General features: G+C 52.5%; 27 protein-coding genes and 1 tRNA gene. 14 read left to right on the top strand and 14 right to left on the bottom strand.

Features of this window, described 5'->3' with window-relative positions:
- The first annotated feature begins 355 nt into the window (after positions 1-355).
- The 10 genes from BC440_RS20695 to BC440_RS20650 all read left to right on the top strand — a co-directional run bounded on the left by BC440_RS20695 (position 356) and on the right by BC440_RS20650 (position 11,567).
- Positions 356-1,606, top strand: a complete 1,251-nt coding sequence (locus tag BC440_RS20695; RefSeq protein ID WP_071241221.1) for an integrase arm-type DNA-binding domain-containing protein — start codon at positions 356-358, stop codon at positions 1,604-1,606.
- A complete protein-coding gene (locus BC440_RS20690) occupies positions 1,599-2,309 on the top strand; it encodes a hypothetical protein (protein ID WP_071241220.1) in 711 nt (236 codons plus the stop codon). Before BC440_RS20695 ends, BC440_RS20690 begins: the two co-directional genes overlap by 8 nt.
- A 71-nt stretch (positions 2,310-2,380) precedes the next feature.
- On the top strand, positions 2,381-2,569 hold the full coding sequence (locus tag BC440_RS20685) for a helix-turn-helix domain-containing protein (protein WP_071241281.1): 189 nt from the start codon (positions 2,381-2,383) through the stop codon (positions 2,567-2,569).
- The gene (locus tag BC440_RS23015) at positions 2,569-3,057 is read left to right on the top strand and encodes a helix-turn-helix domain-containing protein (protein ID WP_139192161.1); all 489 of its coding nucleotides are present in this window, start codon (positions 2,569-2,571) and stop codon (positions 3,055-3,057) included. The genes BC440_RS20685 and BC440_RS23015 overlap by 1 nt, the downstream gene beginning before the upstream one ends.
- Positions 3,054-4,133 carry a site-specific integrase gene (locus BC440_RS20675; RefSeq protein WP_071241218.1) on the top strand — a complete coding sequence of 360 codons (1,080 nt, stop codon included), beginning with the start codon at positions 3,054-3,056 and terminating at the stop codon, positions 4,131-4,133. The genes BC440_RS23015 and BC440_RS20675 overlap by 4 nt, the downstream gene beginning before the upstream one ends.
- Before the next feature lie 133 nt (positions 4,134-4,266).
- Complete coding sequence (locus tag BC440_RS20670; protein ID WP_071241217.1) at positions 4,267-5,829, top strand: type I restriction-modification system subunit M; 1,563 nt, start codon at positions 4,267-4,269, stop codon at positions 5,827-5,829.
- Complete coding sequence (locus tag BC440_RS20665; protein ID WP_071241216.1) at positions 5,826-7,043, top strand: restriction endonuclease subunit S; 1,218 nt, start codon at positions 5,826-5,828, stop codon at positions 7,041-7,043. Before BC440_RS20670 ends, BC440_RS20665 begins: the two co-directional genes overlap by 4 nt.
- A gap of 1 nt (position 7,044) precedes the next feature.
- Positions 7,045-8,223 carry an anticodon nuclease gene (locus BC440_RS20660; protein ID WP_071241214.1) on the top strand — a complete coding sequence of 393 codons (1,179 nt, stop codon included), beginning with the start codon at positions 7,045-7,047 and terminating at the stop codon, positions 8,221-8,223.
- Positions 8,220-11,321, top strand: a complete 3,102-nt coding sequence (locus BC440_RS20655) for a type I restriction endonuclease subunit R (RefSeq protein ID WP_071241212.1) — start codon at positions 8,220-8,222, stop codon at positions 11,319-11,321. The genes BC440_RS20660 and BC440_RS20655 overlap by 4 nt, the downstream gene beginning before the upstream one ends.
- Positions 11,322-11,339: 18 nt before the next feature.
- On the top strand, positions 11,340-11,567 hold the full coding sequence (locus BC440_RS20650; protein ID WP_071241210.1) for a hypothetical protein: 228 nt from the start codon (positions 11,340-11,342) through the stop codon (positions 11,565-11,567).
- 108 nt (positions 11,568-11,675) lie between these two features.
- On the opposite strand, the gene BC440_RS20645 is transcribed toward BC440_RS20650, so the two are convergent.
- The 13 genes from BC440_RS20645 to cysE form a co-directional block, all read right to left on the bottom strand.
- A tRNA-Met gene (locus tag BC440_RS20645) sits at positions 11,676-11,752 on the bottom strand.
- Between the two features lie 170 nt (positions 11,753-11,922).
- Positions 11,923-13,083: a tRNA 2-thiouridine(34) synthase MnmA gene (gene mnmA / locus BC440_RS20640; RefSeq protein ID WP_071241208.1), complete on the bottom strand. Its 1,161-nt coding sequence runs from the start codon at positions 13,081-13,083 to the stop codon at positions 11,923-11,925.
- A 290-nt stretch (positions 13,084-13,373) separates the two neighbouring features.
- Positions 13,374-14,072 (bottom strand): thiaminase II, encoded by a 699-nt coding sequence (gene tenA / locus BC440_RS20635; RefSeq protein WP_071241206.1) that lies wholly within the window; start codon positions 14,070-14,072, stop codon positions 13,374-13,376.
- A 147-nt stretch (positions 14,073-14,219) separates the two neighbouring features.
- Positions 14,220-14,417: a Fe-S cluster assembly protein IscX gene (gene iscX / locus BC440_RS20630; RefSeq protein ID WP_007091921.1), complete on the bottom strand. Its 198-nt coding sequence runs from the start codon at positions 14,415-14,417 to the stop codon at positions 14,220-14,222.
- Between the two features lie 50 nt (positions 14,418-14,467).
- The gene (locus BC440_RS20625; protein WP_007091922.1) at positions 14,468-14,803 is read right to left on the bottom strand and encodes a ferredoxin family 2Fe-2S iron-sulfur cluster binding protein; all 336 of its coding nucleotides are present in this window, start codon (positions 14,801-14,803) and stop codon (positions 14,468-14,470) included.
- Between the two features lie 115 nt (positions 14,804-14,918).
- Positions 14,919-16,820, bottom strand: coding sequence for a Fe-S protein assembly chaperone HscA (hscA, locus tag BC440_RS20620; RefSeq protein WP_071241205.1), 1,902 nt, complete (start codon positions 16,818-16,820; stop codon positions 14,919-14,921).
- Positions 16,821-16,846: 26 nt separating this feature from the next.
- Complete coding sequence (hscB, locus tag BC440_RS20615; protein ID WP_083379458.1) at positions 16,847-17,491, bottom strand: Fe-S protein assembly co-chaperone HscB; 645 nt, start codon at positions 17,489-17,491, stop codon at positions 16,847-16,849.
- A gap of 158 nt (positions 17,492-17,649) precedes the next feature.
- Positions 17,650-17,991, bottom strand: coding sequence for an iron-sulfur cluster assembly accessory protein (locus tag BC440_RS20610; protein WP_007091925.1), 342 nt, complete (start codon positions 17,989-17,991; stop codon positions 17,650-17,652).
- 43 nt (positions 17,992-18,034) lie between these two features.
- Positions 18,035-18,439, bottom strand: a complete 405-nt coding sequence (gene iscU / locus BC440_RS20605; protein ID WP_007091926.1) for a Fe-S cluster assembly scaffold IscU — start codon at positions 18,437-18,439, stop codon at positions 18,035-18,037.
- A 59-nt stretch (positions 18,440-18,498) separates the two neighbouring features.
- Entirely contained in the window at positions 18,499-19,722 is a 1,224-nt protein-coding gene (locus BC440_RS20600; protein ID WP_071241204.1) for an IscS subfamily cysteine desulfurase, read from the bottom strand.
- A 27-nt stretch (positions 19,723-19,749) separates the two neighbouring features.
- Positions 19,750-20,880 (bottom strand): cysteine desulfurase family protein, encoded by a 1,131-nt coding sequence (locus BC440_RS20595; protein ID WP_071241203.1) that lies wholly within the window; start codon positions 20,878-20,880, stop codon positions 19,750-19,752.
- Between the two features lie 57 nt (positions 20,881-20,937).
- Positions 20,938-21,420, bottom strand: coding sequence for an Rrf2 family transcriptional regulator (locus tag BC440_RS20590; RefSeq protein WP_063095783.1), 483 nt, complete (start codon positions 21,418-21,420; stop codon positions 20,938-20,940).
- Positions 21,421-21,556: 136 nt separating this feature from the next.
- Positions 21,557-22,285, bottom strand: coding sequence for a serine O-acetyltransferase (gene cysE, locus BC440_RS20585; RefSeq protein WP_037988060.1), 729 nt, complete (start codon positions 22,283-22,285; stop codon positions 21,557-21,559).
- 244 nt (positions 22,286-22,529) lie between these two features.
- Here cysE and BC440_RS20580 point away from each other — a divergent pair, with 244 nt between their 5' ends.
- Complete coding sequence (locus BC440_RS20580) at positions 22,530-23,168, top strand: alpha/beta hydrolase (protein WP_007091931.1); 639 nt, start codon at positions 22,530-22,532, stop codon at positions 23,166-23,168.
- Between the two features lie 38 nt (positions 23,169-23,206).
- On the opposite strand, the gene BC440_RS20575 is transcribed toward BC440_RS20580, so the two are convergent.
- Positions 23,207-24,337, bottom strand: a complete 1,131-nt coding sequence (locus BC440_RS20575; protein WP_071241202.1) for an anhydro-N-acetylmuramic acid kinase — start codon at positions 24,335-24,337, stop codon at positions 23,207-23,209.
- A 109-nt stretch (positions 24,338-24,446) separates the two neighbouring features.
- On the opposite strand from BC440_RS20575, the gene BC440_RS22505 reads away from it, so the two are divergent.
- From BC440_RS22505 to tyrS, 3 genes are all read left to right on the top strand, one after another.
- Positions 24,447-24,737, top strand: a complete 291-nt coding sequence (locus BC440_RS22505) for a BrnT family toxin (RefSeq protein ID WP_083379457.1) — start codon at positions 24,447-24,449, stop codon at positions 24,735-24,737.
- Complete coding sequence (locus BC440_RS20565; protein ID WP_247643628.1) at positions 24,697-25,083, top strand: helix-turn-helix domain-containing protein; 387 nt, start codon at positions 24,697-24,699, stop codon at positions 25,081-25,083. Before BC440_RS22505 ends, BC440_RS20565 begins: the two co-directional genes overlap by 41 nt.
- Before the next feature lie 125 nt (positions 25,084-25,208).
- Positions 25,209-26,462 carry a tyrosine--tRNA ligase gene (gene tyrS, locus BC440_RS20560; protein ID WP_007090264.1) on the top strand — a complete coding sequence of 418 codons (1,254 nt, stop codon included), beginning with the start codon at positions 25,209-25,211 and terminating at the stop codon, positions 26,460-26,462.
- Positions 26,463-26,512: the final 50 nt, after the last annotated feature.

The raw sequence follows: 26,512 nt of genomic DNA, 5'->3' as shown, positions 1-26,512 counted from the left end.
GCTACGTTTTAAGACGAATAATCCAAAAAAATAATGATCCAAACATCAAGTTCTGACAAAGAAAAAATCAAAGCACTAAAGGCAATTCACCTCGAAAGCTGCCTACATCGCTTTCTCGCGAACCAGGGGGGTTAAAGCCCTCTCCGAGGGTGCCAATTAAAAACCCCGCCAGGCTTTGCCTGACGGGGTTTTTAATTGGTAGCCGAGGAGGCTACCTAACCCCTATCTTTTGAGGTCCACTGAAACTAAATTAATCATTGTAAAACAACATAATGTAACCAAACCTTGTTTACTGGCGTCCATAACCATATACTACTACCCACAAATTGTTTGTGGGTAGTTTTGTGGGTAGAATATGGCGCGCCAGATAAACAAGCTCTCAGATCGACAGGTAAAAGCCGAGAAACGCCCCGGCAGGTTTGCTGATGGCAATGGGTTATATCTGCAAGTCAGCCAATCCGGGTCAAAATCTTGGCTGTTCCGCTTCATGCAAGACGGCAGATCCCGCGAAATGGGGCTTGGCTCAACAAACGCCGTTTCCCTTGCTGAGGCCCGCACAACCGCGATTGAATGTAAAAGGCTTTTGCGCGATGGCATCGACCCTATCAATGACCGCAACGAGCGCCTATTTAAGACCAAAGCTGAGAAGAAAGACGCCCTGACATTCAAACACTGCGCCAAAGAATACCTGAAGGCTCATTCAGCTAGCTGGAAAAGCGACCGACATGCGGAAATATGGGCCAGCTCGGTAAAACGGTACGCTGAGCCGGTCATTGGCGAAATGCCGATCAATTTGGTAGACCACGGCCATATCATGCGGGTACTCGACCCTATTTGGCGGACCAAAACCGAAACGGCAAAAAAGCTGCGTGGTCGCCTGGAGAGCATTTTGGATTGGGCCACGGTACAGGATTACCGGAAGGGCGAAAACCCTGCACGCTGGAAAGGGCACCTAGACAAACTTCTTCCCAAACCTAGTGAAGTTTCCAAGGTGAAACATTTCCCAGCCCTGCCATACCAAGAGATAAACGCCTTCATGGATGAACTGCGCCAAAGGGAGGCCCCCAGCGCTCTGGCACTCAGGCTTATCATCCTGACAGCAACGCGTAGTGGCGAGCTGCGTGGGGCGGTATGGCCAGAATTTAATCTGGCCAATGCAACATGGACAATTCCGGCAGAACGCATGAAAGCAGGAAAGGAGCACACTGTACCGCTGTGCCCCGAAGCAGTTTCGATATTGGAGGCGCTGCCGCGCATGGCTAACACAGACCATCTTTTCACCGGCGCGAAGTCTGGTAAGCCCCTATCTGACGTAGTTTTCAAAAAGCTGATGGAACGCATGAACCGCGTCGGCATCACAACGCATGGATTTCGATCCACTTTCCGGGACTGGGCAGCCGAGCAAACATCTTTCCCACGCGAAGTCATTGAAAATGCTTTGGCGCATCGACTCAAGGACAAAGCTGAAGCTGCCTATTTCCGCAGCAACCTTTTGAATAAGCGGCGTGAGTTGATGAACAAGTGGGGCAAATATACAAGGATTCCTACCGTACAAGAAGCCAATGTTATTCAGCTTTCGTCAAGGGAGGGGGGTTCAAATGGATGACGATGAGTACCACCGCCTGTCAGACCGCGTTGCACAAAATTTTTCCATTGATGACTATTTAAAGCATCGCGACAAGTTCCCTGACCACGACACATACCTACCCCTTTTTGTCGCCAACGAGGGCTATGTTTCGATGACAGGGTTAGATATTGCCTTCAAATTCGAGCAACAGTTCAAAAATTTAGGAATATCGCCAGAGGATTTTGTTGGTGTGCTTGATGGCGATGAAGCGTGCATTGAAAGATTATCCCTATCCTGTTTGCGCGCAATATCTGACCGGGAAAAGCAGGAACTAGACAAGCCCCATATTGTTGCAAACGGCCAAGCTATCAGCAATTCGCTTCTGGATATGTTGATTTGCACCATGGCTGAGGCGATCTCCAGCTTCTATCTGACACCACCGTCTTCTTGGACCGTCTTGTTAAAGGTGCGCCTTAATGCATTTAGCCACAGCGTGCTGGAAAAGGTGCACACCAGCAACCGCCGAAGTAATGCCATTGGCCTATTTGCTGCTAATTCTGAAATCAAGGACGCCTTAGTTGCAAAAATTGTTGGGGTGAATAAAAGCACTGTATCTAGGTGGAAAAGCGACCCGGATTTCATCCGGTGCATAGAACAAAGTCGCAAGTTCTCAGGCATTTCTGGTGACGACCATCCATTGAAACTAACAAACCTATTGAGACCGTTGCGCACGGAAGAATGAGCGCAACTAACTGAAGTCCTATATGTCGTTTCCATAGCCACCTGAACACAGGCAAACACATGGAGACGAAAATGGCCACCGCCCATACCCCGCTCTTGCTATCCCTCAATGACGCCGCGAAATCAATCGGCGTTTGTCGCGCCACCTTCTATAACCTACTGGACCAAGGGCTGATCGAAAGCGTCAAGATAGGCACGCGCAGATTGATTGTGCAGGAGAGCCTCGTTGCTTACGTGAAAAGCCTGCAAACCGCAGACTGATGAGTATTAGCAAGCGCACATACAACACGCGGCGGATTAAGCGCAATTATCCCTATTATCTGCAAGAAATCGCCGAGCTTTTTGATATCCACAAAAACAGCGTGCGCAATTGGGTAAAGTCCGGGTTACCCCTAGTCGACCAGATACGCCCGCATATGGTTCATGGGTCTGCGCTGATAGCATTCCTCAACGAGCGCCAGTCAAAACGCAAGCATCGATGCCTGACTCATGAGTTTTTCTGTTTCAAATGTCGCCAGCCGCGTCCACTCTGGGAACGCCTTGCTGATATCACGATTACCAGTGCAACACGGCTTCAGCTTTCCGGCATTTGCAACACCTGCAACACCCAGGTTTTCAAAGCCGGATCGGTCGCAAAAATCCCCGAATACACCAAAACCTTCAACCTCCAGAAGGTGCAAGGGCGACACATAATAGAGCACAGCAACCCCAGCCTTATGTGTCACTTTGAAAGGCCAGAAAACACATGACAAACATCAATCCCCAGAATGAGCGGATCAAGAAGGCGTATTTCATCTATTTGAAGGAAGCCGACCAGAAGGCCGAAACCACGATAGACGCCATTCGAAAAGCAATCCTGCGGCTGGAGGAATACACCGGCTTCAAGTCATTCAAGAGCTTCAACAAAGAGCAGGCCATTGCGTTCAAGAAATGCCTTCTACAGACAAGAGGTACACGATCCGACACCCCTCTTGCCAAGGCAACAGTTCTCAGCACACTAAACGCCTTAAAATCGTTTCTGGCCTGGTTGCGGTTTCAACCTGGCTATAAGTCACGCATCCACAAGCATGACATCGACTATCTTAATTTGTCAGAAAAAGAGACCCGAGCGGCCAAAGCGGTGAAAACCAAGACCTTTCCAACCATTGAGCAAATACGCGCTGCGCTTTTTGCGATGCCGAACAAGACTGACATTGAAAAGCGTGACCGCGCTCTACTCGCCTTTACCATCCTCACCGGCATGCGGGATAGTGCCATTATCAGCTTGAAGATAAAACACATTGACCTGACAAGGGAATATGTTGACCAAAACCCCGCCGAAGTGAAAACCAAATTCAGCAAGAAGATTGACACTTTCTTTTTCCCTGTTGGCGATGACATCAAAGCTGTTTTTGTCGGCTGGGTAGCGTTCCTGCGCAATGACAAGCTTTATTGCATGGATGACCCGCTATTCCCGCAAACAGCGCTCAGCCACGACGAAAACAGAGCCTTCACCCCTTCGGGCCTGGAGCCAAGGCACTGGAGCACCGCAACAGCCATGCGCAAGATTTTCAAGGATGCTTTCGAGCGAGTTGACCTCCCCTACTTCAGCCCCCACCGCTTTCGGGATACGCTGACCCACCTCGGCCAAAAACTTTGCACCACCCCCGAGCAATTCAAAGCCTGGAGCCAGAATTTAGGTCACGATAGCCCGCTGACTACTTTCACAAGCTATGGCCATATCGCCCCAAACCTGCAGGGGGAATTGATTGCCCACGTTGGCAAAAGGGATGAAGAGCAGATCACCTTGCAAAAGCTGGCCAAAATGCTGGAAAGCCAAAAATGACACGTGCTACAACGCCATGGCGCTCGGCATCACTCTGCGACAAACTTCGATTGCAGTCTGATGATGTTTGCTTAAACTTCGGGCAAGCTTCAGCTACCGAAGCATATTTTTTAGTTGAAACAGGAAGATTTTCATGACCGGCAACCAACAACGCGCCGCCCTGCAACGCCAAATATGGGCCATTGCCAACGATGTGCGTGGCGCGGTGGATGGCTGGGATTTCAAGCAATATGTGCTTGGCGCCCTGTTTTACCGTTTTATCAGCGAAAACTTTGCCAGTTATATCGAAGCCGGAGACAGCAGCATCAACTATGCAGCTCTGCCCGATAGCGTCATTACACCGGAGATCAAAGACGACGCTATCAAAACCAAAGGCTACTTCATTTATCCAAGCCAGCTATTCGTCAATGTTGCAAAAAATGCGAACACTAACGAAAACTTAAATACCGACTTAAGCGAAATCTTTGCTGCAATCGAAGCCTCAGCTAGTGGCTATCCTTCAGAAAGTGACATCAAGGGACTGTTTGCTAGCTTTGATACAACCAGCAACCGCCTTGGTAATACGGTAACACAAAAAAATACCCGCTTGGCTGCGGTACTCAAAGGTATGGCAGAGCTGGAATTTGGCAATTTTGAAGGAAGTCAGATTGATCTGTTCGGTGACGCCTATGAATTCCTCATTTCCAACTATGCCGCCAATGCAGGTAAATCCGGTGGTGAATTTTTTACCCCGCAACATGTCTCCAAACTGATCGCGCAGTTAGCAATGCACAAGCAAACCAGCGTCAACAAGATTTATGACCCGGCCTGTGGTTCGGGCTCGCTGTTGTTGCAAGCCAAAAAGCATTTTGATGCCCACACTGTTGAAGAGGGATTTTTCGGTCAGGAGATCAACTATACGACTTACAACCTGGCTCGGATGAACATGTTTTTGCACAATATCAACTATGACAAGTTCAATATCCAGCTGGGAAACACCCTGATCGACCCGCATTTTGGGGACGACAAGCCCTTTGATGCCATCGTCTCCAACCCGCCGTATTCGGTAAAGTGGATCGGCAGTGACGACCCCACCCTGATCAATGATGACCGCTTTGCTCCGGCGGGTGTTCTCGCACCAAAATCAAAAGCCGATTTCGCCTTTGTTCTTCATGCGCTCAGTTACCTTTCCAGCAAGGGGCGTGCGGCCATTGTGTGTTTCCCCGGTATTTTCTACCGTGGCGGGGCGGAACAAAAAATCCGGAAATATCTGGTGGATAACAACTACGTGGAAACCGTGATTTCATTGGCACCCAACCTATTCTATGGCACCACAATCGCAGTAAATATTTTGGTACTGGCAAAAAACAAGCCCAACACAGATATCCAGTTTATTGACGCGAGTAGCCTGTTTAAAAAAGAAACCAATAACAACGTACTCACCGATAGCGAAGATCAGCAAAACCCAGGTCACATTCAGCAAATAATGAAGGCGTTCGACAGCAAAGCGAACATAGATCACTTCGCCAAGTCAGTGAGCTACGCAGCAATCACCGCCAAAGACTACAACCTTTCAGTTACTAGCTACATTGAGGCCGAAGACAACCGCGAAGTGATTAATATTACTGAGCTCAATGCTAAGATTGAAACCACCACCGCCAAAATCAACCAGTTGCGCGCAGGTATTGAGACCATTGTGGCGGAGATTGAAGCATGAGCGATTTAGGCTTTATGGACAAATTGCTGAATGGTGCTGAGGTAGTCTGGAAGCCATTGGCTGAGATCGCAATTATTGGAACAGGAAGCCGTAATACAAATGAAGCTACTAATGACGGTAAATTTCCCTTCTTTGTGCGCTCCCAAATGCCAAGATCAATCAATGAATATGAGTTTGATGAAACTGCGATTATTACAGCAGGGGATGGTGTGGGAGTTGGAAAAGTCTTCCACTACATGTCAGGGAAATATGCCCTTCACCAAAGAGCATACCGCATTGTTGTAACGAAAAATCACATTAGCCCCAAATACTTATTCCATTATATTAGAAGTAATTTCGCTCAGTATTTAAAACAGATTTCTGTTCATGCGTCTGTAACTTCGCTTAGAAAGCCGATGTTTGAAAAATACCCGGTTCCAATCCCCTGCCCTGACGACCCGGAAAAATCGCTAAATATCCAAGCGGAAATCGTCCGCATATTGGACGCCTTCACGGAGATTACAGCCGAGCTTAGAGCCGAGCTTAGAGCCGAGCTTACGATGCGCAAAAAACAATACGACCACTATCGGGATCAGTTGTTCACCTTTGATAAGAACGATGTACCTCAACTGCCTATGGGGCATAGCGATATAGGCACGTTCATTCGTGGTAGCGCATTGCAGAAGAAAGACTTTACTGAAAAGGGCGTGGGTTGCATTCACTATGGTCAAGTTTATACACATTACGGGACATATACCTACGAGACGAAGTCTTTTATTTCAGAGAGTTTTGCTATGAAAGCCCGCAAAGCTAAAGCCGGTGACTTGATCATTGCAACAACAAGCGAAACTGATGAAGATGTTTGCAAAGCTGTTGCTTGGCTTGGTCCTGATCAAATAGTGGTTAGTAGTGATGCATGCTTTTATACTCATAATCTGAACCCAAAGTATGTCGCTTACTTTTTCCAGACAGAACAATTTCAAAAACAAAAACGACAATACATCACAGGCACAAAAATAAGGCGTGTAAATGCTGACAATCTAGCCAAGATTTTAATTCCTGTGCCGTCGAAAAAAGAACAAACACGGATCGTCTCAATTCTCGATAAATTCGATACGCTCACGGACGTGATCCAAGAAGAACTTCTCGGAGAAATTGAGCTGCGCCAAAAGCAATATGAACACTACCGCGATTTGCTGCTGAGATTCCCGAAACCTGAAGAGGTGGCTGCGTAACATGAGCAAAACGCTGATGGAAATTGCGCAGCAATTAAATGCGCCACAGGCCGTAAAAAAGAAGAAAACTACTGAGGTTGAGGTGGTCAATCAGGTGCCCAAAGTGCAATTGATATATGCATTCAACGGCACAGGTAAAACGCGACTTTCTCGGGAGTTCAAACATCTGATTGCACCTAAACGCAATGATGAAGGTGGCGAAGTAATTTCGCCACGCGAAAGAATCCTTTATTATAATGCCTTCACCGAAGATTTATTCTACTGGGATAACGATTTAGAAAATGATGCTTCACCCAAGCTAAGAATCCAGCCGAATACGTATACCGACTGGCTGCTCACTTTGCTTAAAGACTTGGGGCAAAATGTCAATATTGTCAGCTACTTCCAGCACTTTACGAATGACAAGTTAACCCCGCATTTCAGCGAAGACTTTGCTGAGGTTACGTTCACGATGGAGCGAGGGAATGACAAGGGCACTGAGCCCCTCAAAATATCCAAAGGCGAAGAAAGCAACTTTATATGGAGTGTTTTCTATACCTTGCTCGATCAGGTGATCACTATCCTCAATGTAGCAGAACCTGCAGAGCGAGAAACTGGGCAGTTTGATCAGCTAGAGTATATATTTGTTGATGATCCTGTGAGTTCGTTGGATGAAAATCACTTGATTGAATTGGCGGTCAATTTCGCTGGGCTTATCAAATCCAGCAAATCTGACCTGAAATTTATCATCACCACCCACAGCCCATTATTTTACAATGTTCTTTATAACGAATTTAACAATAAAACGTGCTACATGCTGGAAAAACATGAGGATGGCACGTTTACGCTTTTGGAAAAACACGGCGATTCCAATCAAAGTTTTTCCTATCATCTGCACCTGAAAAAGACTTTGGGAAAAGCAATCGCAGACAACAAAGTCGAAATGTATCATTTTACGTTGTTGCGTAATCTTTATGAAAAAACCGCCAGTTTTCTTGGATATGAGAAATGGGGTGACTTACTCGATACTGCGCCCGGGGATAAAGACGCCTATTTAAAGAGAATTATTACTTTTAGTAGCCATCGCACATTGTCAAGTGAAGAGGTCCGTGAGCCTACCGAGCAGGAAAAACAAACCGTAAAGCTGCTGCTAGACAATCTGGACAATTATGGCTACTTCCGAGAAGGCACGGCACGATGATCGAAACAACCAAACCCATTGCAGAATCAAACCGCTTTATCGTTCTTGATAAATACAGCAGGGAATGGTCGGTTGCTGAAAGCTACCAGAGCGAAGCTGATTTGGAGCGTGAGCTTGTTCTAGACCTCCAAAATCAGGGCTATGACTATCTATCGGACATAACAACGCCAAAGGCGATGCTTGCCAACGTGCGTGTGCAGTTACAAACCCTTAATAATGTGCAATTTGCGAATGGTGAGTGGCTGCGATTTGTTGAGACCTATCTGGACAAACCCAGCGATGGCATCACCGACAAGACCCGCAAAGTTCATGATGACTATATTCATGACTTTGTTTTTGATGATGGCCGCATTCACAACATCTATCTGTTCGATAAAAAGAAAATTGCCCGCAACAAAGTGCAGGTCATAAAACAATTTGAACAAACCGGCGCTCACGCCAATCGCTATGATGTCACTATTTTGGTAAATGGCCTGCCGCTGGTGCAGATTGAGCTGAAGAAACGCGGCGTTGCCATTCGTGAGGCCTTTAATCAGATACACCGATACAGCAAAGAGAGCTTTAATAGCGAACATTCGCTGTTTAAATACCTACAGCTGTTTGTGATTTCAAACGGCACCGATACACGCTATTTCGCCAATACCACCCAGCGCAATAAAAACAGCTTTGACTTCACCGTGAATTGGGCGAAGGCTGACAATACCCTTATCAAAGACCTGAAAGACTTTACCGCCACCTTCTTTCAGAAAAACACCCTGCTCAATGTGCTGCTGCATTACTCGGTGTTTGATGTCAGCGACACCTTGCTGGTGATGCGTCCGTATCAGATTGCCGCCACTGAGCGCATCTTGTGGAAGATTGAAAGTTCGTACAATGCCAAAAACTGGAGCAAACCCGAAGGCGGTGGTTTTATCTGGCACACCACCGGCTCCGGTAAAACGCTAACCAGCTTCAAAGCAGCGCACTTGGCGACCGAGCTTCCGTATATCGACAAGGTGTTTTTTGTCGTGGACAGGAAAGACCTCGATTACCAAACAATGAAGGAATACCAGCGCTTTTCGCCTGATAGTGTTAATGGATCGGACAGTACTGCCGGGCTCAAACGCAACATGGATAAAGACGACAATAAAATCGTTGTCACCACCATCCAGAAGCTTAACAACCTTATGAAAAGCGAAGGCGACCTGCCCATCTACAACAAGCAGGTCGTGTTCATTTTCGATGAATGCCACCGCAGCCAGTTTGGTGAAGCGCAGAAAAATCTAAAGAAGAAATTTAAACGGTTTTATCAATTTGGCTTTACCGGCACACCGATCTTCGCGCAGACAGCCTTGGGTGCGGAGACCACTGCCAGTGTATTTGGCCGCGAGCTGCATTCATATGTCATCACCGACGCCATTCGCGATGAAAAGGTGCTTAAGTTCAAGGTGGACTACAATGATGTTCGCCCGAAATTCAAGGCCATTGAGACTGAGCAAGACCTAGACAAGCTAAGTGCGGCGGAAAACAGGCAAGCCCTTTTGCATCCTGAGCGCATCCGCGAAGTATCCGAGTACATCTTAAAGAACTTTCGCCAGAAAACCCATCGTCTACAAGCAGGAGGCAAAGGCTTTAATGCCATGTTTGCCGTCAGCAGTGTCGATGCTGCCAAACTGTATTATGAAACGCTAAAAAATTTGCAGGCAGGCAGCGAAAGGCCGCTGAAGATTGCCACTATTTTCTCGTTTTCCGCCAATGAAGAGCAGGATTCGGTGGGTGAAATCACCGACGAAAGCTTTGACGTGTCGGCCATGAATAGCACTGCCAAAGAATGCTTGAATGCTGCGATTGGCGATTACAATTCGTACTTCAAGACCAATTTCAGTGTTGATGGCAACGGTTTCCAGACTTACTACCGCGATCTGGCCAAGCGGGTTAAGGACAGGGAAATAGATTTGCTGATCGTGGTTGGCATGTTCCTGACCGGCTTTGATGCACCCACACTCAATACCTTGTTCGTGGATAAAAACCTGCGTTATCACGGCCTGATGCAGGCCTATTCGCGCACCAACCGCATTTACGACGCCACCAAAACCTTTGGTAATGTCGTGACCTTCCGCGACCTAGAACAGCCCACCATCGACGCCATCACCCTGTTTGGCGATAACAACACCAAAAACGTTGTGCTGGAAAAGAGCTACAAGGAATATATGGACGGCTTCACCGATGCTGTATCCGGCGAAGCGCGGCGCGGTTTTACGGATGTGGTGCAGGAGCTCGAACAGCGCTTTCCTGACCCTTCGGCTATCGAAAAGGAAGCCGACAAAAAGGCGTTTGCCAAACTATTTGGCGAATATCTGCGCGTCGAAAACGTTCTGCAAAACTATGATGAATTTGCCAGCCTGAAAGCCCTTCAAGACGTTGATACAAATGACCCGGAGGCAGTCGAGGCATTTCAGGATGAGTACTATTTGAGTGATGAAGACCTCGTCACATTGCAGGGAATAAAGTTACCTGCCGAGCGGAAAATTCAGGATTACAAATCCACATATAACGACATCCGCGATTGGCTACGCCGCGAGAAATCAGCAGCAGAAAAAGACCAGTCTAAAATCGACTGGGATGATGTGGTGTTTGAGGTGGACCTGCTGAAATCGCAAGAGATCAACCTAGATTACATTCTGGAGCTGATCTTTGAGCACAGCAAAAAAACCAAGAGCAAAGCCGATCTGGTTGAAGAGATGCGCCGCGTGATTCGCGCCAGCCTGGGCAACCGCGCCAAAGAGAGCCTTTTGGTGGACTTTATCAACCAAACCGACCTTGACCAGCTTGGCGATAAAGCGAGCGTGATCGAAGTTTTCTTTGCCTTTGCGCAGGCTGAGCAACAACGGGAAGCGGAAGAACTGATTAAATCTGAGAATCTTAATGCGGAAGAAGCCAAGCGCTATATCATCACGTCGCTTAAGCGGGAATTTGCCAGTGAAAATGGTACGGAACTCAATGCCATCCTTCCCAAAATGAGTCCTCTAAACCCTCAGTATTTGACCAAGAAACAAAGCGTTTTTCGAAAAATCGCTGCATTTGTTGAGAAGTTCAAAGGTGTCGGCGGGAAGGTTTAGCCAGAAAAAGGGGAAACCATGAACATTGAGTCAGCTTCAAAACTACTTGCCACAATGTACAAGAACGCACCAACAGGCAAAAAGGTTGTTGCAATCCATCTTTTCGGAATCAAATACGCAGATGAGATAAGAAATATGTCCACAAAAGACATAACCATAGGCGCTCAATTGCCGGAATCATACAAAACAGAGATCAACAAAGGCATCAATTTGGCCGATTACGTCTCAGTCACAAAAGACATATGAACTTGCTGAAACCGTGTTTGGTTTGTGGGTGATTTTGTGGGTAAATTGACAAGCCGCACATCGAAAAAGAAAAAAGCCTAGAGAAATCAAATCTCTAGGCTTTTTAATTGGTAGCCGAGGAGGGACTTGAACCCCCGACACGCGGATTATGATTCCGCTGCTCTAACCAGCTGAGCTACTCGGCCACAGAGTATGTATAGGGTATATATTCTGCGGGTTCCGTAAGCGCCGGAACGGGGCGGTTTTTACGTCAGGGAACCGCCCCCGTCAAGCGCCTTTTTGGTGTTTTGCGGAAAAAAGATATCCGCAAAACCGGCAGGTGAGCAAATGCCCCGCCTGCCCGCTTTATGGATGATCAGGCCGCCGTCGGTGCATCCTGTACACGGGCCGCCGCCAGAAGTTCCTGACGGGTGATCCAGCCGCCGCCCATCACCCGGTTGCCAGAATAGAAAACGCCCGCCTGCCCCGGTGCGATGCCAAACTGCGGGTCGTGCAGTTCGATGCGCGCTTCGCCAGTACCCTCGGGGTAGATGGTGGCCGGGGCCGGGGCCATGGCGGAGCGGAGTTTGACTTCGACCTCGACCCCGTTCGGGTCAATCGCATCGCCATCAAGCCAGTTCAGTTCCTTGACATAGACCATCTGGATCGCAAGGGCCGATTTCGGGCCGACCACGACCTGCCGGGTTTCGGGCAGGAGTTTGACGACATAAAGCGGTTCTGCGGTGCCACCGATGTTAAGACCGCGCCGCTGGCCGATGGTGTAATGGATCAGGCCGCGATGATCGCCCAGCACATTGCCATCAAGATCAACAATCTGGCCCGGTTCACCGGCTTCGGGGCGGAGCTTTTCGACCAGACGGGCATATTTGCCATCCGGGACAAAGCAGATGTCCTGACTGTCGGGCTTGTCGGCCACTTCAAGGCCGAATTTGGCGGCAAGCGCACGGGTTTCGGCCTTGCTCATCAGATGACCCAGCGGGAAGCGCAGGAAATCGAGCTGTTCCTGTGTGGTGGTGAACAGGAAATAGCTTTGATCGCGATTGGGATCGGCCGCGCGGTGCAGTTCGGCATGGCCGTTGGCACCCAGTTTGCGCTGCACATAATGGCCCGTCGCCATGCAATCCGCACCTAGGTCATGTGCGGTTTCCAGCAGATCGCGGAATTTGACCGTCTGATTGCATTTCACACACGGGATCGGGGTTTCGCCACGCATATAGCTGTCGGCAAAATCGTCGATCACTTCTTCACGGAAGCGTGATTCGTAATCGAGCACGTAATAGGGAATGTCGATATCCTCGGCCACCTTGCGCGCATCATAGATATCGCGCCCGGCACAGCAGGATTTGGCGCGTGACGGCGCATTGGCCCCCATATCGTAAAGCTGAAGGGTAATGCCTACCACGTCATAGCCTTCGGACTTCAGAAGGGCCGCAACGGCGGAGCTATCGACCCCGCCCGACATGGCAACAACCACGCGGGTATCTTTCGGGGCTTTGTCAAAGCCAAGAGAGTTCATTTTTCCCACCCATCCGCGGGTCAAGGCCGCGGCGACAAGAAGTTGATGTAAAATAGCGGCAGACCGAGACCAGTATCGGCGTCCGGTCCATGATCCCTGCCCCGCGTCATTCCCGCGAAGGCGGGAATCCAGCCCTATCCGGTATGCCGCGACTTGCGGCAAGATGGCACTCGGGTCTGCGCTTCGCTTCGCCCGGAATGACGGGAAGAGCAAAGCGGGAAGAGATCAACAAACCGGGCGGTTTTAACCAGCCCAGAAAGCATGTTCGCACTCATATAAGGCATCTGCGCCTATTTTGCCAGATCAAGCCCCATCTGCCAGAAATCGGCTTCAAGGCGGCTTGCCCTGGCGAAGATTTCCGTGAGCCCCGCGATCCGTGCATCGCCACCGCGGGTTTGCGCGGTATGTTCCAGAAGATCGATTTCGGCCTTTGCCACGTCCTGGAATTCGGTCGAGGCATACATCTCGATCCAGGGGCGGTACGGATTTCCATCCAGCCTTGTATCAGAACTTGCCATCAGGCGGTTTGCGATTTCGGCATAGCCAACCATACAGGGCATCAGGGCGACCTGAAGATCAACCACATCGCCCCGCAGCCCACAATCAAGCACATAACGGGTATAGGTGATGCAGGCGCGGGATTCGGGTTCTGCCACGATGTCGGCCTCAGACAGGCCCCAGCCTTTGCAGAAGTCGAGATGCAGGCTCATTTCCATATCAAGGATCGCGTGGACGGTGCCGGAAAACTGGCGCATGGCGTGCAGATCATCGGCCTTGTAGGTTGCCAGCGCATAGGCACGGGCAAACTGGATCAGGAACAGGTAATCCTGAATGAGGTAGTGCTTAAAGGCGGCTTCCGGCAGGGTTCCGTTGCCAAGCTGTTTGACGAAGTCGTGGCAGACATAGCTTTGCCATGCATCGGGGGCGTTGGTGCGCAGTCGGCCAAACAGGCTTTGGGCCGGGATGATATCGGTGAAGGTGTCGGTCATGGTTGTCAAAGCCCCTGCCCGTGGTGATGTCGAAATACGGATAAAACAAAGCCAGCCTGCGGAAGGGTCCGGGCTGGCTTGTATCGATGCGGGTTCTACCGGTTTTGCGGGTGCCTAAGAAGGCGGGCATCCCGCATGGCAGAAATCCTAATCGTCGCGTTCATCGATCCATGCCATCTGGATGGCTTCGAGGATCTTCTCGTTTGATTTCGCGGGATCGTCGTCAAAGCCGTCAAGTTCACAGATCCATTTATGCAGATCGGTATAACGCAGATTGACGTTATCCTTGTCGGGATGGGCTTCTTCGAGCTCGATCGCGATATCCTGAATATCTGTCCAGCGCATGGGTGTCCCCCTTTGGGCTTGGGCGGATTAACGGGGCGGAAATCTTGGTGTTACTTGTCGACCATCATGTTGCGCGTGGCAGACGGCAGCATGACGCGCAGGCCGTCGAGCTCGTCGCTCATGATGATCTGGCAGCCAAGGCGCGAGGTCTCGGTCAGGCCGAATGCGAGGTCGAGCATGTCTTCCTCGTCTTCGCTTGGCTCGTCGAGCCTGTCAAACCAGCTATCGTCAACAACGACATGGCAGGTCGAGCAAGCGAGTGATCCTTCGCAGGCACCTTCAAGGTCGATGCCATTCTTGTGGGCAGCTTCCAGAACGGACAGACCGTCGGCAACGTCAAATTCCTTTTCGGTGCCATCGGGTTCAACAAAAACGATCTTAGGCATCTGTGCCTTTCTCCTCGGTAATACTTTTTCGTTCGATCTCTGGTCCGACCTGACCTTGGCGGTTGCACGGGACAATCGCCGCAGTTGGCCGGTTTGTCAATTATGTCTGGTCCGTTTAATGCACCTGATCGACATTGCGACCGGCAAGGGCCTGACGGATGCGGGCGTCCATACGGGCCTCGGCAAAGGGACGCGATGCGTCTTCCAATGCCTCGGCCTGTTCGTTGATAAGGTCGCGATCCGTGCCCGACATGGCGGCTTCGAGTTTGGCAATCGCGCCTGCGATATTGTCTTCGTCCTCCGGCGTCAGAAGCGCACGGTCAGCATTCATCGCGGCCTGCACGGCCAGAACATTACGGCGTGCCTCGACCCGTGCCTCGGTCAGGAGGCGCATTTCCATATCCTCGCGGGCATGAACCATGCTTTCGCGCAGCATGTTGGCCATATCAAGCTCGTTAATGCCATAGGTCGGCTTGACGGCGACTTCCTGTTCGGTACCGGTGGTTTCCTCGCGTGCCGATACGGTCAGAAGGCCGTCGGCATCGACATTAAACGTCACCTTGATGCGCGCAGCACCAGCGGCCATTGACGGAATGCCGGTCAGGGCAAAGCGCGCAAGCGACCGGCACTGATCAACCATTTCGCGTTCACCCTGCACCACATGGATCATCATGGCCGACTGACCATCCTGATAGGTGGTGAATTCCTGTGCCTTGGCGACCGGGATCGGGGTGTTCCGGTCAATGACCTTTTCGACAATCCCGCCCATGGTTTCAAGGCCGAGCGACAAGGGTGTCACGTCGAGCAGAAGGTTGTCAGAGCCGCCCGTCAAAGCCTCTGCCTGCAGGGCAGCGCCAAGGGCGACGACTTCGTCCGGGTCAATATCGGAAAGCGGTTCCTGTTCGAACAGATCGGCCACAGCCTTACGCACGGCGGGCACACGGGTGGAGCCACCGACCAGCACCACGCCCTTGACGTCATCGGCCAGAATATCGGCGTCATCAAGGACCTGTTCGGTGATCGCAATCGTGCGCGATACCAGCTTGGCGATCATGGCATCGAACGCGGCACGGGTGACGGTATGGGTGGTTTCCGCGCCACCGAGCAAGACGGTGATTTCGGTTTCATCGGCATCGGTGAGCGCCTCTTTGACCTTGCGCGCGGTTTTAAGCAGACGTTTGGCATCCGACGCATCAAGATCATCGGTGGTGCCGCCGTCTTTACGTTCCGCCAGAAGATGTTCGGCAATGGCGTGATCGAAATCATCCCCGCCAAGGGCGGCATCACCGCCGGTTGCCTTCACCTGGAAGACGCCCTTTTGCATTTTAAGCAGGGAAATATCAAAGGTGCCGCCGCCAAGGTCATAGACGGCATAAAGGCCCTCCGCCCCGTTATCAAGGCCATAGGCAAGGGCGGCCGCGGTTGGCTCGTTCACCAGACGCAGGACTTCGATCCCGGCCAGACGGGCGGCGTCCTTGGTCGCGGTGCGTGCGCCATCATCGAAATAGGCCGGAACGGTGATCACCGCCTTTTCGACCGGCTTGCCAAGGCTTTCCTCGGCGCGCGCACGAAGCGCACGCAGGATATCGGCGGAAACCTCCACCGGGGTCAGGACGCGGTCGCCGACATTAAGGCGCACCATCATCGGTTCGCCCGATGGGGTGGCGTCCTCGGCCGGGACTTCGACATGATAGGGCAGCGTGCCGGCAATCGATTTGACATCGGCAATGCCGCGCCCCATCAGACGTTTGACCGATGATACGACGCGATCCGCATTATCGTTGATCTGATCGCGCGCGGCCTCGCCCACCACCGGATCGGCATCCGCGCCATAATAGACGACGGATGGCACGATGGCATTGCCGCCGGATGTATCGCGGAGCACCTCGGGTTTTTCATCGTTCGAGATCGCGACGACGGAGTTCGTCGTGCCCAGATCAATGCCAACGGCAAGCTGGCGTTCATCTTCGTGGGGCAGCGGCGTCTGGCCCGGTTCGTGGATCTTTAGCAAAGCCATGAATTCTATCCGTTCTTTTTAAATGATCAGGCGGCGGCAAGACGCGATTTCTTCGCGCGCGCTTCCTCGGTCATTTTCATCAGGTATCTCAGCCGGGTTGTCAGTTTTCTGGCCCGGTCATAGGCGTTCTGGTCAAGTGCCTCGGCAACGTCCTGCTCACACGCACGGGCGGCCTTTCGGGTATCCTTGATCATGGCGTCGACCGTATTGCGATCTTCGGCATCATGCAGGGCCTCGCGCATTTCCATGGCTTCCATCAGAAGGGCGGGATCGTTGACCGTGTGCCCCTCGCCGCCTTCGGGTTCGTGACCGGCCAGACGCAGAAGATATTCGGCACGTGCGACCGGGTTTTTAAGGGTTTCGAACGCGCCATTCAGGGTTGCGGCCTGCTGGGATGACAATGCCTGTTCACGGGCGGATTTCGATGCGAAGCGGTCGGGATGGAGCAGTTGCTGCTGCTTAAGATAGGTTGCCTCTATCGCATCGACATCGATGATGAAGGTGCGTTCCAGGCCAAAGCGCGTGAAATGGTCAAGCTGGCCGGGGGGCTGGATGGCATTGCAGGTATCGCAAAACAGGGCTGATGCCTCGACCGGGCCCTTGCAGGACCAGCAGACTTTATGCTGCGGCTGTTCTGCGGTGCGCGTTTCTGAGGTACCGGTATTGCTCACGCTATGCACTTTCAAGATTTAAAAACAAATGACAGAACGACAAAATAGCGGCGACCGGGGCTGCTTTCAGTCGATGGCCCCGGTGATCGGAACGTCCATCAGAACATCCATCACCGGGGCCATGACCGATCAAGAAGCAGGGAAAACCCGGCAGACCGTCAGACGTGGAAGGATTCCCCGCAGCCGCAACGCCCCTTTTCATTGGGGTTACGGAAGACGAAACCTTCTTCCAGACTGGTGACCTCGTAATCCATCTCGGTGCCAAGCACGAACATGATGGCTTTTGGGTCAATCAGAAGCTTAACGCCATCCTCCAGCTCGACGACTTCTTCGAAGCCCGATGCATCATCTGCATATTCAAGCGTGTAGGACAGACCCGAGCACCCTTTGCTGCGCACGCCAAGGCGGATGCCTTCGGATGGTTTGCCGCGGCTATCAAGCAACGCCTTGATATGAACAAGCGCCTCAGGGGTGACACTGATCGGGGACGGTAATGCCATAGTCTTCTCCTGAATTCCCGAAAACGAAGGGGGTAGAAGCTGCTTATTCAGCAGCTTCGACTTCGCCCTGACCGTTTTTGGTCTTGTAGTCGGCAATCGCTGCCTTGATGGCATCTTCTGCCAGGATCGAGCAGTGAATTTTCACCGGCGGCAGAGCCAGTTCTTCGGCGATCTGCGAGTTCTTGATCGAACCGGCTTCGTCAAGCGACTTGCCCTTGACCCATTCGGTGATCAACGAGCTTGACGCAATGGCCGAACCGCAACCGAACGTCTTGAACTTTGCATCCTCGATGATCCCGTCGGCGGTCACCTTGATCTGCAATTTCATGACGTCGCCACAGGCCGGTGCACCGACCAGACCGGTACCGACAGACGTTTCGTTCTTGTCCATCGAACCGACATTGCGCGGGTTTTCGTAATGGTCGATCAGCTTTTCACTATAAGCCATGGTAAAAGTCCTCCTAAAAGTCCTGTTTCTCTCTCACGAGAAGGAATAGTTCGTTACGCTTAGTGTTCGGCCCACTCGATCGACTTGATGTCGATGCCTTCCTGGGCCATTTCCCAAAGCGGGCTCATTTCGCGAAGGCGTTCGACAGCGACACAGATCGAATCAATCGCCTGATCGAGCTCTTCACGGGTCGTATAACGGCCAATACCGATGCGAAGCGAGGTATGGGCGAGTTCTTCGTCAACACCGAGCGCACGCAGAACATAAGACGGTTCCAGCGATGCCGAGGTGCAGGCCGAACCGGACGACACCGCAATGTTCTTGATGTCCATCAGAAGGCTTTCGCCTTCGACATAGGCAAAGGAAACATTGAGGTTGCCGGCAACGCGCTGCGTTTCATCACCGTTGACATAGATATCGGCCAGGCGATCCCGGAAACGTTTCATGGTGTAGTCCCGCAGCTCCATGATGCGGGCGTTTTCTTCGGCCATTTCGTTCATGGCGATGTCGCATGCCTTGCCCAGACCGACGATCAGCGGGGTCGGCAGCGTACCGGAACGCATGCCGCGTTCCTGACCACCACCGGTGATCTGTGCGATGACGCGAACGCGCGGACGACGGCGGACATACAGCGCACCAATGCCTTTCGGGCCATAAATCTTGTGGCCGGAAATCGACATCAGGTCGATTTTCATGTCATCGACATCAAGCGGAATCTTGCCAACCGCCTGCGCGCAATCGGTGTGGAAGAACACGCCACGTTCGCGGCAGATTTCGCCGATTTCTCTCAGCGGCTGGATCACGCCGATTTCGTTGTTCACGCCCATGACCGACACAATTGCGGTTTCATCGGTGATCGCGGCTTTCAGCTGTTCAAGGTCGATCAGGCCGTTATCCTTGACGCCAAGATAGGTTACTTTGAAACCTTCCTGTTCAAGGTGACGGGCACTGTCGAGCACGCATTTATGTTCGGTCACGACCGTGATCAGGTGCGGCTTTTTCTTGCCGTAGAACTTCATCACGCCCTTGAGCGCAAGGTTGTTCGATTCCGTCGCACCCGAGGTGAAAATGATCTCTTTGGACGAGGCGCCAATGATCTTGGCGACCTGGTCGCGTGCGACCTCGACCGCGTCTTCCGCTTCCCAGCCAAAGCTGTGGTTACGCGAATGCGGGTTACCGAACTTCTCGGTGAAGTAGGGCAGCATGGCATCCACCACACGCGGATCGGTCGGCGTCGTTGCCTGGTAATCCAGATAGATCGGCTTTGCTTTAAGCTCGTTCATAATTAAGGCTTCCTCACTCACTCTTTTTCAGGCCGCGTGGCGCGCACTTTTCTTACGCACTGCATTGCCCCGCATCCGGCTCCAAACGCGGATAAATGTATCAATCTCTTCATCGGTGGTTTCCAGTCCCAGACTGACCCTTATGGCCGATCCGGCATCCGTAACCCCCATTTCCTTCAATACGTGGCTTTCACGTACCTTGCCTGATGAACAGGCTGATCCCGAACTGATCGCAACCCCTGCAAGATCAAGCGCCATCACCTGGGTTTCCCCTGGCATGCCCGGCAGGATCAGGCAGCTGGTATTGACCAGTCGATCCGTTCCTTTTCCGGCAATCAGAAGTTCGGGGGCTTCTGATGCCAAAACCGTTTCCAGACGGTCGCGCAACGCACGGACATCGTCCATTTTCGCCCGGCTGGCCTCGCACCGTTCGGCCGCAGCACCAAAGCCTGCGATACCGATCACGTTTTCCGTGCCGCCACGGCGGTATTTTTCCTGACCGCCACCGCGGATCTGCGGTACCAGCATCACGCCGGGCGCAATCGCCAGGGCACCAATCCCTTTGGGGCCGCCGATCTTGTGGGCCGAAATCGACACCATATCGACCAGAAGCTGGCCCATATCGACCGGCAAACGACCCAAGGCCTGAACCGCGTCACAATGGACCTTTGCGCCATATTCGCGCGCCAGAAGGCCGACTTTGGCGACCGGCTGAGTAACGCCGGTTTCATTGTTGGCCAGCATCACCGAAACCAGAACCTTCTGCCCGGCATCGGATGCCGCACGCAGCATGGTTTCAAGGGCGGCCAGATCAATGACGCCATTGGCATCAACCGGAATACGTTTCGCATCCGACCGGGCTTCGATCACCGAAGGATGTTCGACCGCACTGGTAAATACGGTGACATCTTCCAAACCGTTCAGGGCCAGATTGTTGGCTTCGGTACCCCCGCTTGTGAAAATCACGCGTTCGGCATCACCACCGATCAGATCGGCAATTTTACGACGGGCGTGATCGACAATCTTGCGGGCTGCACGACCGGATGCATGAACAGATGACGGGTTGCCCGCGATTTCCATCGCCACAAGCATCGCCTGCCGTGCTTCGTGGCACAGTGGCGCGCTGGCGTTGTAATCAAGGTAAACCGGGTTGGTCATCTGTTTATAATCATCCTTATTCGCATTTTCTGATCTGCCCTCGATATAGAGGACAAGTTACTGGGCCGCAACCTGGCTCGGCTCTTTGATTTTCGTGGTTCTGGGCTCGAACATGCGTGCCCCGCCCGGAACACGACGATCCACAACATCAGCCAGACTGACAGAGGCCAGATAAAGATAAATCTGGTTGCCCAGTTCTTCCCACAATTCATGGGTCAGACAGCGGCCCTGATTGGCCTTGCAGCCCTTTGGCGAGCCCGATTTGCAGCGGGTTGCGCGGATCGGTTCGTCAACAGCCAGAATAACATCGGCAACGCGGGTTTCCTCGGCCGTGCGGGCCAGAAGATAACCGCCACCCGGACCCCGGACAGATCGGACAAGTCCGCCTTTGCGCAATTTGCCAAAAAGCTGTTCCAGATAGGACAGGGATATTTCCTGACGGTCCGCAATATCGGCAAGCGCGACCGGCCGGTCCCTGCTGCTATCAGCGAGATCGACCATCGCCATGACGGCATAGCGGCCTTTTGTACTCAGCTTCACGGTGCGTCCTCCTACCTGTTGATCAGACCCCGAACTGTCGGGAAATGATCACAAGCTCTGTATTTCCTTTATGGGCGATCAACATGTCTATTTGATGCCCGAACCTGTCTCCGCCCGATTGGGACGGTTACAAATATTACTCTGATGCCGCGACAATCCGCGGCTTTGCCGGTGTATCCGCACCGGCGGCTGTACCTGCCCTGTCGGCTTCAAGGGCGGCAACCTGATTGCGCAACGTCTGGACTTCGCGGCCCAGTTCTTCAAGCGCGCGCGCAACCGGATCGGGCAGATCGCCCAGCGGCGTACCATAGGCACAGAAACGGTCGTCCTTTTCCCGACGGACGATCTTGGCCGGAATACCGACCACGGTTGCGCCTTCGGGGACTTCGGACAGCACGACGGCGTTACCGCCAACACGTGCATTTTTGCGAACAATGAACGGACCAAGGATCTGCGCGCCAGAACCGACAATCACGCCATCTTCAAGCGTCGGGTGACGTTTCAGGCCACGCTGGCCATCGCTATTGACGCTGGGTGATGTCCCACCAAGGGTAACCCCCTGATAGAGCGTAACGTCATCGCCGATTTCGGCGGTTTCGCCAATCACAACACCCATGCCATGATCAATAAAGAACCGTTTTCCGATGGTCGCGCCGGGGTGAATTTCGATCCCGGTCAGCCAGCGCAAAATCTGCGACAGGAAGCGTGCGGTTATACGAAAACCGCGCTTCCACAGCCAGTTTGTGCCGCGATATCCCATGATGGCATGGAACGCCGGATAACAGAGCGCGATCTCCCAGCGGGAGCGTGCCGCTGGATCGCGGGCGATCATCGCGTCTATTTCCTGACGAATTAGCTTGAACATCGGGCTGTCCACTGTGTAATTAGTAGCTTCGATTCCCGGCAGCCGACATCGTTGCCCGCAGCGCGAACCGCGCAAAACGGACAGCAATGATGCCATCGGGTTAGCCGGAATATAGGATAACCGAGTAACCTGGTCAAGTATTTGCCCAAAGCAATTTATGCACAAGAACGAAAAAACCTACAAAAATACTCGGATATATTCTTTACTCACCCCATTCCATTCGTGGACAGGAGCAGTCTGATCCATGCCTGAGGTCATTTTTAACGGCCCTGAAGGCCGCCTTGAAGGTCGCTATCACCACAATGGCGCAGACGATTCGCCCATTGCGCTTATTCTTCATCCGCACCCCCAGCAGGGCGGCACCATGAACAACAAGCTGTGCTTTAACATGTTCAACATGTTCAAGGATCGCGGCTATTCGGTCATGCGTTTCAATTTCCGCGGTGTCGGACGCTCGCAGGGCGTTTATGATCAGGGAATTGGTGAATTGTCGGATGCGGCATCCGCCCTTGACTGGATGCAGACCTATAACGCCAATGCGCGCGCAACCTGGGTTGCGGGCTATTCATTCGGTTCGTGGATCGGCATGCAGCTTTTGATGCGCCGCCCGGAAATTGACGGTTTCATTTCGGTTGCAGCCCCGGCCAGCGACTATGATTTCACCTTCCTGGCCCCCTGCCCGTCATCGGGCATCATGATCCACGGGTCGCACGACACCAACATCCCGCTGGCGTCTGTCAACAAGCTTGCCGACAAGCTGAATGCCCAGAAAGGCATCGAAGTTGATATGTGCGTCATCGAAGGTGCCGATCATTACTTTGCCAAGCAGCAGGACGACGTGATCAAGCATACGGCTGCTTATCTGGACAAGCGCAGCGCGTAAGCACTGCCAGCCGGACAAAAAGACCAAAGGCCGCCTGATCAGGCGGCCTTTTTGCTGTGATAGAGCTTTCCGCCCCGGCATGGTTCGGGAACGCCGGTTGTGCCGGGAAAACTAAGCGGCAGATCGCAAAGATGACGGACTGCAAGATAGCCGAAGCATTCGGCCTCGACCGCATCACCGTCCCAGTCCAGATCGTCAACGGATCGTACTGGTACACCCAGCCGATCATTCAAATGTGCCATCAGATAATCATTGTGACGCCCGCCGCCGCAGACAAACCATTGCAGGGGAGCCGCAGGCAGGTGATTTACCCCGGCAACAACCGCCGCCACGGTGCATTGCGCCAGTGTTGCCGCCCCGTCGGCAACGCCCAGCTTTGCCTCTGCCACCAGCCCATCAATGCGGAGTGCCATATCTTCGCGATCAAGCGATTTGGGCGGGATGCGGTCGAAATACGGGTCTTCAAGGAATTTGACCTCGATCATCGGGTCCGGCAGGCCGGATGCGGCGGTTGCACCGTTCAGATCGACCGGATTGCCGGTATGGCGCAACATCCAGTCATCGATACGTGCATTGCCCGGCCCGCAATCAAAAGCCAGCAATTCTTCATCGGCACCGATCCATGTGACATTGGAAACGCCGCCGATATTCAGGACAGCCACCGGCATATCAACACCGGCACTTTTCATCAGGGCGGCATGATAAACCGGGGCCAAGGGCGCGCCTTCGCCCCCGGCGGCAACATCGGCCAGCCGGAAATCGGCAACCACCGGAATGCCGGTTTTTTCGGCCAGCATATCGGGCGTTCCGATCTGGCGCGTGATCCCCGATGCCGGTTCATGAAACACGGTCTGGCCGTGAAAACCGACCACACCAATTTCGGATGGGGAAATCGCCGCACGATCCAGCAACATGTTAACAGCATTCACATGCACCAGCGTCAGATCATCGGCCACAACATGCTCGCTGTTGGTGGCAGCACGATTGCCAAAGCAGGCGCGCATGCGTTCGCGCAATTCGGGACTATACGGCACGAAAACGGCATGACCGGTACGCCGGACATCGACGCCGTCGGTTTCAATCAATGCCGCATCCACCCCGTCAAGGGATGTGCCGCTCATCATGCCGATGGCCTTGATCCAGTTCTTTTGCGCGTTTACCACCGCCATTATACTCGCCTTAATTGCAATTCCAAATTATCGTCTATCCGGCAACATCAAGAATAGCGCGCCCACAGCCTCAAATCCACATCTGTACAAACTACGGAATTCCCGTATAATGAACTTTGAATGGGACACAGAGAAAGACGCCCGCAACCGCCAGAAACATGGCATAGGCTTTGATTATGCCTGCTATATTTTTGCTGATCCCAATCGTCTGGAACACGCGCAGTCCCGCAATGGTGAAGACAGATGGAAAATACTGGGGCAGATTGAAAATGGCGTATTCGTCGTCATTACGCATGACAGAGTGACACGCGACGGCATTGAAGTCATCCGGATCATCTCGGCACGTAAGGCAACCAGCAATGAACGACACTATTACTTCAAAAACCGTTCTCAATTTTGAAAACCCGCCGAAACTCTCGCGTGATGACAGAGCGCGCCTTGATGCCATGGACGATAACGCCATTGCGCGGGCAGCAAGTGATGACCCCGACAATCCTGTGCTGACATATGACGAGTTACAGGAATTTCGCCCTGTCTCGGACGCCAGAGAAGTCAGGCTGAAGCTGAAACTGACGCAGGAAGCGTTTGCAAAACGTTTTCATATTCCGGTCGGAACGCTGCGTGACTGGGAACAGCATCGAACCGAACCCGACACAACAGCGCGCAGTTTAATCAAACTGATAAGCGTTGCACCGGAGCTTGTCGAAAGCGTCCTTGCGCAGGATAAATCCCCTCGGAATACATAACCCAACATTGACACGGGTTTCGTGGATCGAGCGCGTTGCCCTTCCGGGGAAGAATGTGCTAGATCATCGCCTCCGCACATCAAGCGGTTCGCATTTTCTATCACAACCAACATAGCGCAAAAACCATGACTGAACTGAAGTCTGATTTTCTCCGCGTCATGAATGACCGCGGTTACATCCACCAATGTACTGATCTTGAAGGGCTTGATGCCTATGCGTCAGAAAAAAAGGTGGTGTGCTATGTGGGCTATGATTGCACCGCAGACAGCCTGCATGTCGGGTCGCTTGTTTCGATCATGATGCTGCGCTGGTTGCAGAAAACCGGCCACAAGCCGATTGTCCTGATGGGCGGCGGCACGACCCGTGTTGGTGATCCGACCGGCCGTGATGATGCCCGCCCGGTTCTGACCGATGAAATCATTGCCGCCAATATGGCCGGCATCAAGAAGGTGTTTCAGCAGTTCCTGACATTTGGCGATGGCCCGACCGATGCGGTCATGGTCAACAATGCCGACTGGCTGGACAAGATCAATTACATCGAATTCCTGCGTGATTTCGGGCGTCATTTCTCGGTCAACCGGATGCTGAGCTTTGATTCCGTCAAGCTGCGTCTGGAACGTGAACAGTCGCTGAGCTTCCTTGAATTCAACTACATGATCCTGCAGGCCTATGACTTTGTCGAACTGCAGCGCAAATATGGCTGTGTGCTTCAGATGGGCGGTTCGGACCAGTGGGGCAATATCGTCAATGGGGTCGAGCTTGGCCGTCGTGTGGATGACAGTGCATTGTTTGGCCTGACCACGCCGCTTATGACCACCGCATCGGGTGCGAAGATGGGCAAGACGGCATCGGGTGCGGTGTGGCTGAACGAGGAACGCCTGTCGGCGTATGATTATTACCAGTTCTGGCGCAACAGCGAAGACGCCGACGTGATCAAGTTCATGCGTCTGTTCACCGAGCTGTCGCTTGAGCAGATTGCCGAATATGAAAAGTTCGAAGGGGCCGAGATCAACGAAGCCAAGAAAATACTGGCGTTCGAAGCGGTCAAGCTGTGCCGTGGGGAGGAAGCCGCCCTTGCGGCAGCAGAAACCGCGCGCAAGACCTTTGAGGAAGGCGTTCTGGCCGACGACCTTCCGACTGTCGAAGTTCCGAAATCGGAAATTGATGCTGGTATCGCGGCATTTGATCTGTTCCGTCGTGCCGACCTTGCCAAATCGGGGGGCGAAGCGCGCCGCCTAATCAAGGGTGGTGGTGCCAAGATCAATGACGAGAAAGTCGATGATGAAAACATCATCATTGGCGGTGATGCGGTCAATTCTGATGGCGTGATCAAGCTTTCGGCGGGTAAAAAACGCCACGTTCTGATCAAGCCGGTTTGACCCAGCCACCCGGTTTTATCGGATTGAACATCAAAGGCCCCGGGCATGCG

The organism is Thalassospira sp. MIT1004, from assembly GCF_001858545.1.
Classification (GTDB): Bacteria; Pseudomonadota; Alphaproteobacteria; order Rhodospirillales; family Thalassospiraceae; genus Thalassospira; species Thalassospira xiamenensis.
The sequence above is the reverse complement of the archived record's forward strand: the minus strand, read 5'-3'. Positions and strand labels throughout refer to the sequence as shown.